We start from the raw sequence: 11,418 nt of genomic DNA on the forward strand, positions 1-11,418 counted from the left end.
CCCCGAAACACCGCGCGGAGCGCGGTGACGGGTCCGGGCGGAGCCCGGTTTCGGGAAGGGGCGGGTAGGGGACAAGCCCGCGCAGCGGACCCGCCACTGGCAGCGGACCCCGCCCGGTGGCCCCGCCGCCGGTAGCGGATCACGCGCCCGCTGGCGAGGCCCTCACGCAACGCGCTCGCCCGGCGGCCATGCCCTCGTGCAGCGGACCCCGCGCCGGGGCAGCGGACTTCGCCCCCGGCAGGGAGCCACGTTCCCGGCATCGGGCCACGCGGCGGCGAGGCCTCACGCAACGCGCTCGCCCGGCGGCCATGCCCTCGTGCAGCGGGCCACGCGCCGGGGCGGCGGACCTCGCCCCCGGCAGGGAGCCACGTTCCCGGCATCGGGCCACGCGGCGGCGAGGCCCTCACGCAACGCGCTCGCCCGGCGGCCATGCCCTCGTGCAGCGGGCCACGCGCCCGGGCCGCGGTCACGCCCTCGCGCAGCGGACCGCTCCCGCCCGGTGGACCCCGCGCCTCGGCGCCCCCCAGCGGACCCCGCCCGGCGGCCACGCCCCGCGCAGTGGACCCCGCGCCCCCGCAGACGCACGCACGCGCCCATACCAGCCGCCCGCCCCCACCCCCTCCCTCCCGTGAGGCGATACCACTTTCGGGTTCCGATCGTTGAGATCTGCGGGCGCCCCGTCGGGCCCCTCGCCACCGTGGGGTGACACCCGCCGGGTGACACCCCAGCGCCTCGCCGAAGGACCCCGCCTCATGAACACCCCGCCCCTCGCGGGAGGAATCACCGGCCCCGACGCCCTGCGCCCCCTGCTCGCGCTCGTGCTCGACGCACTCGGCGAAGGCGCGATCGCCCGCGGCGGCCCCGTACCCGCCGGCGGGCCGGACGCCGTCGCCGCGTTGATGCGTCAAAGCCTCGGTGACGTACTCCCGGAGCACGGCGCCGGCGCCGCCCCCGCCCTGCGCACCCTCGTCCGCGCCGTCGCCCACGGCGCGGCCGACCCCGCCGACCCCCTGTGCGCGGCCCACCTCCACACGCCGCCCCTCGCACTGGCCGTCGCCGCCGACCTCGCCGCCTCCGCGCTCAACCCGTCCATGGACTCCTGGGACCAGGCGCCCGGGGCCTCCGAACTGGAGGCACAGGTCACCCGTGCGCTCGCGGCGGAGGTGTACCCCGGCCGCACCGCCCCCGACGCGATCGTCACCACCGGCGGCACCGAGTCCAACCAGCTCGCCCTCCTTCTCGCACGCGAGCGCGTCGGCACACCGGTCCAGGTCGTCTGCGACGACAGCGCCCACCACTCCGTCCGCCGCGCCGCCTGGCTCCTGGGACTGCCCGGGCCCCTCCCCGTCCCCCTGGACGACCCGGCCGCGCTGGACGACGCACTGACCCGCCTCCACGGCCCGGTCCTCGTCGTCGCCACCGCGGGCACCACCGACACCGGCCGCATCGACCCCCTCGACCGGATCGCCGCCCTCGCCGACCGCCACCGCGCCGAACTGCACATCGACGCCTCCTACGGCGGCCCGCTCCTCTTCAGCACCGAACGCCGCCACCTCCTCACCGGTCTGGAACGCGCCCACTCCGTCACGCTCGACCTGCACAAACTCGGCTGGCAGCCGGTCGCCGCCGGACTCCTCGCCGTACCCGACACCGCCCGCCTCGCGCCGCTCGGCCACACCGCCGAATACCTCAACGCGGAGGACGACACCGACGCCGGACTGCCCGACCTCCTCGGCCGCTCCCTGCGCACCACCCGACGGCCCGACATCCTCAAGATCGCCGTCACCCTCAAGGCACTCGGCCGCACCGGCCTCGCCGCCCTCGTCGACCGCACCTGCGCCGCCGCCCAGGACCTCGCGGACCTCGTCGACAAGAACCCGCGCCTCGAGCTCTACGAACGGCCCACCCTCTCTACCGTCCTGTTCCGGCCCACCGGCGCGAGCGACGAACAGACGGCCGGGATCCGGCGCGCCCTGCTCGTACAGGGACGCGCCGTCCTCGGCAGGGCCCGCGCCGACGGCCGTCTCTGGCTCAAGGCCACCCTGCTCAACCCCCACACCACAACCGGCGCCCTGCAGACCCTCACCGACCTCGTGGAAGGCAGCACCCCCCGATGACCGCCACACCACCGGCCCAGCAGCCCGACCGCCCCTACGACCTCGTCGGCATCGGCATCGGCCCGTTCAACCTCTCCCTCGCCGCACTCGCCCACGGCGTCCCCGGCGGACTCGCCACCACCTTCTTCGAGCAGCGGTCCACCTTCCGGTGGCACCCCGGACTCCTCATCGAGGGCGCCACCCTCCAGGTCCCGTTCCTCGCCGACCTCGTCACCCTGGCCGACCCCGCGAACCCCTGGTCGTTCCTCAACTACCTGCGCGCCCGCGACCGGCTCTACCCGTTCTACTTCGCGGAGCGCTTCCACATCCAGCGCGCCGAGTACGACGCCTACTGCCGCTGGGTAGGCGACAACCTTCCTGGCCTGCACTTCGGCCACCAGGCCGACGCCGTCCGCTGGAACACCGAACGCGACCTGTTCGAGGTCGACTTCACCCAGCTCGACGCCGACGGCGAGGCCGAGGCACTGGGCCGCGCCTACACCCGCAACGTCGCACTCGGCGTCGGCACCGAGCCGTACGTACCCGAACCGCTGCGCCCGCTCGCCGACGCCCCCAGCGTGCCCGTCCTCCACTCCGCCGACTACCTGGAGCACCGCGAACGGCTCCTCACCGCGGAGCACGTCACCGTCATCGGCTCGGGCCAGTCCGGCGCCGAAGTGTTCCTCGACCTGCTCCGCGCCCGCCCCGCCGGGGCCGAGAAGCTCCACTGGCTGACCCGCACCGAAGCCTTCGCACCCATGGAGTACTCGAAGCTCGGCCTCGAACACTTCACCCCCGACTACACCCGCTATTTCCACGCCCTGCCGGAAAAGGTCCGCAGCGAGCTGCTGCCCCGCCAATGGCAGCTCCACAAAGGCATCGACGCCGACACCATCGCCGCCATCCACGACGAGCTCTACCGCCGCAGCCTGCACGGCGGCTGGCCCGACGCCGTCCTCACACCCGGCGTCACCGTCCGCACCGCCGGCCGGGTCGCCACCACCCGGGTCGAGCTCCACCTCGAACACATCCAGCAGGGCACCCGCTCCCGCCTCACCACCGACGCCGTCGTCCTCGCCACCGGCTACCGCGAACGCCCGCTCACCCGGCTCCTCGCCGGCATCGACCCCTACATTCGCCGCGACCGCGCCGGCCGCCCCCTGGTCGACAGCGAATTCCGCCTCGACCTCGACCCCGCCGTCAGCGGATCCCTCTACGTCCAGAACGCCGAGGCCCACACCCACGGCGTCGGCGCCCCCGACCTCGGGCTCGCCGCCTGGCGCAGCGCGAGCATCCTCAACTCCCTCACCGGCAAGGAGCACTACCCGCTGCCCCGCCGCACCGCCTTCACCAGCTTCGGCCTCCAGCAGCAGGAGGCGCCCGGCATTCCCGGCCAGACGCCCCCGCTCACACCACTGCAATCACAGCGCTAGACGGCCCGCGCGGGGAGGTCTAGAACACCGGTACGCCGTCCCGCGTCAGTTTCCAGCCCACAGAGGCGAACTCCGCAGGATCCACCGAACCCTTCGCCTGCACCCACGCGATGATCGTGTTCCGGATCTCCTCCGAGTTCGCCCACAACTGCTGCGCCGCGGCGATGTGCGGGAAATTGCCGCCCCCACTCGCCCGGTAGTTGTTGACCGCGAGCACGAACCGCGCGGCCGGGTCGACCGGGGCGCCCTCGAAGGACAGCTTCACGATCCGTGAACCAGCCGGCTTCGCGATGTCGACCTCGTACGCCAGACCCGACACCGCGTCGTAGTTGTAGTCCGGCGTCCCGTTCGCGTTCGTCAGCTTCGAGGTGTCCACCGGCGTCCCGGCCGGAGTCTGCACGTAGTACCGGGCCGAGAACTCCAGATACTCCTTCAGCTGCGCACCCGTCATCAGCCGCGCCTCGAGGGTGTTCTCGAACGGGTACAGCCCCGCCGCGTCCTTGATCGTCACCTCGCCCGCCGGGATCGCCGCCGTCCGGGAGAAGCACGACGCCTGCGACAGCACCGGCAGCGCCGCGTACTCGCCGCCCGCCAGCGCGGCCTTCACCGTCTCGGCCTGGACATGGTTGATCAGGTCGATGATCGGCTCATCCTTCCACGGCGCGTCGGCCGTGGACATCGCCGCCGTCGACGTGCCGATGACCTGGTTGACGTACGCCACGACCTTCTTGTGCTCGTCACCCAGCAGACCCGTGACCTTCGGGTCCTCGGCGACCGTGTTCGAGTTCAGGACCTGCGCCCCGACCCGCTCCACGACCCAGCGGCCCCTCTCCCACACCAGGTCGAAGTCGAACAGCGTCAGCCGCTGCCCCCACTTCAGCGGCTCGGAGAGAACCACCTGCTGACCGGTCTCCTTGTTGGTGACGAAGTACTCCGGTATCTCCGTGTGCGCGTGCCCCACCAGGATCGCGTCGATACCGGGCACCTGCTCGGCCACCAGACCCGCCGCGTTCTCGACGTACGGCAACTGGTCACCGTAGGAGGACGTGCCGCTGGAACCCGAATGCGCCGAGACGACCACCACGTCCGCGCCCATCGAGCGCAGCTTCGGCACCCACTTCGCCGCCTGCTCCTCCAGGCCGGGGAAGACCATCTTGCCGCTCACGTTCTGCTTGTCCCAGATCGCGATGCCCGGATTCGTCAGACCGAGAACGGCCACCCGCACATCACGCCCGTGCGGCGTGCGCAGCCGGTGCATGCTGTACGGCGGGAACGCGGGCCGCAGCGTCTTCGCGTCCAGCGCGTTCGCACCCAGCAGCGGGAAGTCGCACTGCTCCTCGAACTTGCGCAGCACCGGGATGCCGTAGTTGAACTCGTGGTTGCCGAGCGCCGCGGCGTCGTAGCCGATGGCGTTCATCGCCTGCGCCATCGGATGCACCGGACCGCGCTCGGCCGTGATCGGGTCGACCTTGGCGTAGTAGTACGACAACTGAGTGCCCTGGATCGTGTCACCGGCGTCGATCAGCAGCGTGTTGTGCCGGCCCTTCTCCTCACGGATCCGGTTCACCAGCGTCGAGATCTTCGCCAGGCCCACGTCGTTGTGCGCCTTGTCGTCGAACTCCTTGTCCGTGAAATAGTCCCAGTTGAAGACATTCCCGTGCAGATCCGTCGTCCCCAGCACGGTGAACGAGTACCGCTTCCGCGGACGTCCGTGCCCGTGTTCCTCGCCCCGCTCCTCGGCCACCGCGGGCGCGGCGGCGACCCCCGCGACAGCGGCACCCGCCCCGGCGGCGGCCGACCGCTCAAGGAACGTCCTACGGTTCAGCGGCATTTCGTCTCCCTCGATCACATGCACAACGCGCGTAGATTCTGGCGCAGCGGCACCCCCTTGCGAAAGGCTCCGGCCCACACCAGCCGCTGGCAAGGCCCGGGAAACCTGACGCCAGTGCATGGCTCGGGCCCACAAACGAGGAGCTCTAAAGCGCCAGCGCCGCACCCCGCGAGTCGAGGCAGGCAGGTGGCGCGGGCGGCGGGGCGTGGCCATTCATCCCAGCCTTGCCGAGGTCGCAGAGACGAGCCTTTCCCTGTTTTGTTGAACCGTCGTGGGCGAGAACTGGCCACTTTGACGCGTTATAGGCGTCTGTCGCAATCAATGACGAAGGCGCCAAGGTTTTCAGTAGCAGCACAGGGTCCACAAACCTCAAATCTTCCTCAATAGTGGAGAAATGATGGGCGGTCATGGATTTCTTGTGGCATGCTCATGACGTTCCGGAAAGGGCAATCTGAAAGCGCAGACCGAGGAGCCTCTTTGTTGAAAACTTGGCCATCTCGCATTTCGGCACTGATCGCTGCCCCTGTGCTTGCCTTGGGGTTGAGCGCTGAAGCCTCAGCCTACAGTGGCAACACGTGGGTGTACTTGAACAACTCGAGCGCCCCCAACGGGCATTCGGCCGCCATGGTGCACGTAGATGACGGAGATATCTTTCGCGTCTATGACAACTATGCGGACGGTCGCGGTGTCCGAGGCTACCTTGACGAGTTCAAGGTGGAGCAGGGGGGGTACGTAAGAATCCATTCCTCGTACAATGGCAGTGGCTACATCAGCTACAGCCAGTTCCAGTACGACGTCAAGGCGGGCCGGAAATACCGGATGAAGGTGTGCACGGTAGATGGAATAGAAGATTCCATCCCGGCTGCATGTTCCTCCTATAAGGTTTTCTCGGAGTAGTGCGATGCCCAGCATTGCCGCTGCCTGAATGGCGAGCAGTGCAGTTCGCTTCTTCGCCCGTGAACGAGGTGCCTGTGGCATCCAAAAAGCAGAGGAGTTCCCTCGTTGAAATCCTGGCCCCTGCGTCTTTCGGCGCTGATCGCTGCCCCTGTGCTTGCCCTGGGGTTGAGCACTGAAGCCTCAGCCTACAGTGGCAACACGTGGGTGTACTTGAACAACTCGAGCGCCCCGAACGGGCATTCGGCCGCTATGGTGCACGTAGATGACGGAGATATCTTTCGCGTCTATGACAACTATGCGGACGGTCGCGGTGTCCGAGGCTACCTTGAGGTGAACGCCAGGGGTTGGGTGCCTCTGCATTCCTCCTACAATGGTAAGGGCTACATCAGCTACAGCCAGTTCACGCGTGATGTCGTGAGTGTCTACTCATACCGGATGAAGGTGTGCACGTTTAACGGAATTGAGGACACTTCTCCGAGTGCGTGTTCGGAGTGGAAGTACTTCACGGAGTAAGCGGATACGTTCCATGGGTGGGCGTCGATCGGTCAGAAAAGCCGTCAGCTCAACTCGTGTCCAAGCGACGGCCCGTCGGTTTTTCGACGGGTCGTTGCTCTTTTTTGCCGGTGGGCACGAAGGAGTTGGCGACTGAGAGGTGATCAGTAGTGGTTGCCCCTTCCGGGCGGCACGGGGCTGTCGGCAGGGGCTGAGAATCCAACCCCAGACCGATTCCGTCTTGGCTGTCGTACCACGATTCGGTGCAGTGGGGATGGCGCCTGTGTAAGACATGTCGAGATACCGTAGATCTCGACATGTCTAGGTGAACTACCTCGGCGGATTGAACTGGAGCAGCACACGCAGGATGGAAACAGGCCCGGAAGGCGTCGTGAACCCTGTCGTGTCGTGCCTGCGCTCAAGTGTTGCCAGTCTCTGTTGGTGCTGAGGCGAACAGACAGCGCAGCAGAGTGCATGAATCACACAGCAGGAACAAGACCTCACAGGCGCCATGCCGTCTGTCGACGATCCTGTGCGCAGAGCACGCGGACATGGCGCGAGGGCACTCCCGTGCGAGAGACTTTGCCCCACACGGCTGTTGCCAAGAGCTCGGCCCGTAGTGTCCGAGGAACCTGATGACCGTTGACACCCCCACCTCCCCCTACGCCACACCCGAACAACCGCGGGTCGCGGTACGCGGCGAGGCACGCATCGAATTCGACCCTGAGATCGCCCGCATCAGCATCACCATCAGCGCCCGCGGCAAGGACCGGCGCACCGCCCTCGAAGACCTCACCCGCCGCAACGCCGCCGCACTCGACCTCGTCAAGTCCTACGGCCAGGCGGTCGAGAAGCTCGAGACGGGCGCATTCTCCGTCACGCCCCAACTCACCCAGCACGGCCGCGGCGAACGCATCCACGCCTACCACGGCCGCGTCCACATCACCGCCGTACTGAGCGACTTCACCGCCCTCGGCGAGCTCACCACCCGACTCGCCGACCTCGAGCTCACCCACGTCAACGGCCCCTGGTGGTCACTGCGTCCGGACTCGCCCGCCCACGGCGAAGCCCGGCGCCAGGCCGTACGGGAAGCCGTCCAGCGCGCCCGCGAATACGCCGAAGCCGTCGGCGGCAGACTCGCCGCCCTCGTCGAGCTCGCCGACATCGGAGCAGAAGCCGCCCCGCCCCGCTATGCCATGCCCGCCCCGCCCGGCAGCGTGCGCGGCTTCGCCGGAGCCGCCGGCGCGGAGGCCGCCCCCGCTCTCGACCTCGAGCCACAGCGGCAGACGGTCTACGCCCAGGTGAACGCGCGCTTCACCATGACACCGCCGCAATTGTGAGCGGAAGGCGTCCCCTGCTCATCCGAGCGCCCGTGCGCACAATTCAACACTTGTCAATAGCCCTTCATGCAAAGGTTGTTGAGTAGTCACGCACGCCCAATTCTCTACCGACCGGTAAGCCATAGGCTCGAAACATGCGCCGAGCAAAAATCGTCTGCACCCTGGGCCCCGCGACCGACACGTACGAGCAGATCAAGGCACTCGTCGACGCCGGAATGGACATCGCCCGCTTCAACCTCAGCCACGGCACCTATGCCGACCACGAGGAGCGCTACCACCACGTACGAAAGGCTTCCGACGAAACCGGCCGCAGCGTCGGCATCCTCGCGGACCTTCAAGGCCCGAAGATCCGTCTCGGCCGCTTCCGTGAGGGACCCGTACTGCTTGAACGCGGCGACACGTTCACCATCACCACCGAGGACATCGAGGGCGACCGCCACATCTGTGGCACCACCTATCAGGGACTCGCCTCCGACGTCAGCCGCGGCGAACGCATCCTCGTCGACGACGGCAAGGTCGCCCTCGAGGTGACCGCCATCGACGGCCCCCGCGTCACGACCACCGTCGTCGAAGGCGGCATGGTCTCCGACCACAAGGGCCTCAACCTCCCCGGTGTGGCCGTCTCCGTCCCCGCCCTGTCGGAAAAGGACATCGAAGACCTCCGCTGGGCCCTCGGCATCGGCGCCGACGTCATCGCCCTCTCCTTCGTCCGCAACGGCAACGACATCGACGACGTCCACCGCGTCATGGACGAGGAAGGCCGCCGCCTGCCCGTCATCGCCAAGGTCGAAAAGCCGCAAGCGGTCGAGAACATCGACGACATCGTCGCCGCGTTCGACGGGATCATGGTCGCCCGCGGCGACCTCGGCGTCGAAATGCCCCTGGAGCAGGTACCGATCGTGCAGAAGCGGGCCATCAAGCTCGCCAAGCGCAACGCCAAGCCGGTCATCGTCGCCACCCAGATGCTCGACTCGATGATCGACAACTCCCGCCCCACCCGCGCGGAAGCCTCCGACGTCGCCAACGCCGTCATCGACGGCACGGACGCGGTGATGCTCTCCGGCGAGACCAGCGTCGGCAAATACCCGGTCGAAACGGTCCGCACCATGGCCCGTATCGTCATCGCGGCGGAAGAGGACGTCCTCGCCAAGGGCCTCCCCCCGCTGACCGACCGGAACAAGCCCCGCACCCAGGGCGGCGCCGTGGCCCGCGCGGCCGCCGAGATCGGTGACTTTCTCGGCGCCAAGTTCCTCGTCGCCTTCACCCAGTCCGGCGACACCGTCAAACGCCTCTCCCGCTACCGCTCCCCGATCCCTCTCCTTGCCTTCACCCCCGACCCCGCCACCCGCTCCCAACTGAACCTCACATGGGGCGTCGAGACCTTCCTCGGCCCGCACGTCGGGTCCACCGACGCGATGGTCGCCCAGGTCGACGAGGAGCTGCTGCGCATCGGCCGCTGCGAGCGGGGCGACATCGTGGTCATCACGGCCGGCTCCCCACCGGGCGTCGCGGGCTCGACGAACCTGGTCCGCGTACACCGCATCGGCGAGAGTCTGTAGCGGCGGAGGGGGGATTCAGTACTTCGGCCCGACGTGCGCGTCCATGAGCGCGACGGACGCGCGTCGGGCGACGGAAATGTTGTACGGACTGCCGTTGCGGGTGCAGTGCGTCCACTTGACGCCGAGCTTGTCGAGCGTGTCGGTGTAGAGCTGCCGGATGTCGTCGGAGACGTTGGTGAAGAAGTACCGGGGGTACTCGTAGCGCTTGCGCTCGCCATTGACGACCCGGGTGGTCCAGTTCATGTTCCGGCAGCCGTCGGAATGGACGAGTCCTCGGACGAATTCCCACGGGTGAGCGTCGACGATCTCCTGCTGCCAGGGTTCGAGCGCGATCTTGCGCTCGTGTTTCCTGCCGGGGCCGTGCTGGGGAAACAGGCACCACAGGTGCTTCGAGTAGAGCTTCACTTCGTGGCTCCCCCTGCGCTGCACCCGGCACACCGCGTTGTCGCGGAAGACGGTTCGCATGGCGCTCTCACAGGCGTCCATGAGTCCGGGCCATGAGTCGTCGCAGACGATCGACAGGCTCGGGGTCCTCAAGGGCCGGTTCTGAACGATGTGACCGTCACCGAGATAGAGCCCGAGAAGATAGGCGTAAACCGACCACTTCAGGACCCCGTCGCATCGAGGACACCTCGAACGGTGCGCTCCGGGGCACTCGCCCCGCTTGGCGCGGTCCATATGCTTCCAGTAGCTGATCGTGCCGCTGGGGACACCAAGAATGCGAGCCACATGGGCGTTCTTGGCGCCGGCCCGAAGGAGCGCGATCGCCCGGTGCCGTGTTTCCGGCGCGTGAAAGTGCATGGGGATACATTCAGGCACTCGCAACCGCTCTGAGCAGCGAAAAGCGGATATTCACGAGAAGGTGAACATCCGCTTTGGTGCCCGGTGTGGGATTCGAACCCACATGCCCTAAGGCACGGCATTTTGAGTGCCGCGAGTCTGACCAGTTCCTCCAACCGGGCAGGCTGGGAGCTGCAAGGGAGTGTACCGGTTCCACGCAGTCCGTCGCCGCTCGGTAGGCTCTTCTGGAGCACCCTGTCCTGAAACGAGGAGCCCCGTGACCGCCCCCGAGTCGCCCCAGCCCGCCGCCGATGACGACGACAAGTCGCACGTCCCGCCCCTGACGACACGTGTCGTCATCGCCGAGGACGAGGCGCTCATCCGGCTCGACCTCAAGGAGATGCTCGAGGAGGAGGGGTACTCGGTCGTCGGCGAGGCCGGTGACGGGCAGCGGGCCGTGGAGCTGGCGCGGGAGCACCGTCCGGATCTGGTCATTCTCGACGTGAAGATGCCCGTGCTCGACGGGATCTCCGCGGCGGAGAAGATCGCGGAGGAATCCATCGCGCCGGTCCTGATGCTCACCGCGTTCTCGCAGCGCGACCTCGTGGAGCGGGCGCGGGACGCCGGCGCCATGGCGTATCTGGTGAAGCCGTTCAGCAAGAGCGACGTCGTGCCGGCGATCGAGATGGCGGTGTCGCGGTTCACCGAGCTCAAGGCGCTCGAGCAGGAGGTCGCGGATCTTTCGCAGCGGCTGGAGACGCGCAAGCTGGTGGATCGGGCGAAGAGCATTCTGCAGACGCAGTACGGGCTGACGGAGCCGGCGGCGTTCCGGTGGATCCAGAAGACGTCGATGGACCGCCGGCTGTCGATGCAGCAGGTGGCGGAGGCGGTCATCGAGGACGCCGAGGAGAAGAAGGCCGCGAAGGGACAGTAGTCGGCGGCAGGGCGCTCAGCGGTCCGGAGGACGGGCGGTGGGGCAGCGTCACATAC

Annotated in this window: 8 protein-coding genes and 1 tRNA gene; 6 read left to right on the top strand and 3 right to left on the bottom strand. The window is 68.1% G+C overall.

Annotated elements, in window-relative coordinates; genetic code table 11:
* Nucleotides 1-752 precede the first annotated feature (752 nt).
* Together ACWGH4_RS21320 and ACWGH4_RS21325 are read left to right on the top strand one after the other, a co-directional pair.
* Nucleotides 753-2,117: a pyridoxal phosphate-dependent decarboxylase family protein gene (locus tag ACWGH4_RS21320; protein WP_453463140.1), complete on the top strand. Its 1,365-nt coding sequence runs from the start codon at nt 753-755 to the stop codon at nt 2,115-2,117.
* Complete coding sequence (locus ACWGH4_RS21325; RefSeq protein ID WP_441264365.1) at nt 2,114-3,529, top strand: SidA/IucD/PvdA family monooxygenase; 1,416 nt, start codon at nt 2,114-2,116, stop codon at nt 3,527-3,529. Before ACWGH4_RS21320 ends, ACWGH4_RS21325 begins: the two co-directional genes overlap by 4 nt.
* A gap of 19 nt (nt 3,530-3,548) precedes the next feature.
* Here ACWGH4_RS21325 and ACWGH4_RS21330 read toward each other — a convergent pair whose 3' ends face one another.
* Nucleotides 3,549-5,360: a bifunctional metallophosphatase/5'-nucleotidase gene (locus tag ACWGH4_RS21330; protein ID WP_453463143.1), complete on the bottom strand. Its 1,812-nt coding sequence runs from the start codon at nt 5,358-5,360 to the stop codon at nt 3,549-3,551.
* Between the two features lie 423 nt (nt 5,361-5,783).
* Here ACWGH4_RS21330 and ACWGH4_RS21335 point away from each other — a divergent pair, with 423 nt between their 5' ends.
* From ACWGH4_RS21335 to pyk, 3 genes are all read left to right on the top strand, one after another.
* The gene (locus ACWGH4_RS21335; protein WP_453463145.1) at nt 5,784-6,257 is read left to right on the top strand and encodes a hypothetical protein; all 474 of its coding nucleotides are present in this window, start codon (nt 5,784-5,786) and stop codon (nt 6,255-6,257) included.
* Between the two features lie 1,127 nt (nt 6,258-7,384).
* Nucleotides 7,385-8,089, top strand: a complete 705-nt coding sequence (locus ACWGH4_RS21340; RefSeq protein WP_453463147.1) for an SIMPL domain-containing protein — start codon at nt 7,385-7,387, stop codon at nt 8,087-8,089.
* Between the two features lie 134 nt (nt 8,090-8,223).
* A complete protein-coding gene (pyk, locus tag ACWGH4_RS21345) occupies nt 8,224-9,648 on the top strand; it encodes a pyruvate kinase (protein ID WP_453463150.1) in 1,425 nt (474 codons plus the stop codon).
* Nucleotides 9,649-9,663: 15 nt separating this feature from the next.
* Here the strand turns inward: pyk and ACWGH4_RS21350 are convergent, their stop codons facing one another.
* Together ACWGH4_RS21350 and ACWGH4_RS21355 are read right to left on the bottom strand one after the other, a co-directional pair.
* Nucleotides 9,664-10,449: a helix-turn-helix domain-containing protein gene (locus ACWGH4_RS21350; RefSeq protein ID WP_453463153.1), complete on the bottom strand. Its 786-nt coding sequence runs from the start codon at nt 10,447-10,449 to the stop codon at nt 9,664-9,666.
* A gap of 75 nt (nt 10,450-10,524) precedes the next feature.
* A tRNA-Leu gene (locus ACWGH4_RS21355) sits at nt 10,525-10,610 on the bottom strand.
* A 95-nt stretch (nt 10,611-10,705) separates the two neighbouring features.
* Here ACWGH4_RS21355 and ACWGH4_RS21360 point away from each other — a divergent pair.
* Nucleotides 10,706-11,362, top strand: coding sequence for an ANTAR domain-containing response regulator (locus tag ACWGH4_RS21360; RefSeq protein WP_159693015.1), 657 nt, complete (start codon nt 10,706-10,708; stop codon nt 11,360-11,362).
* Nucleotides 11,363-11,418: the final 56 nt, after the last annotated feature.

The organism is Streptomyces sp. NPDC054847 (genome assembly GCF_053610925.1).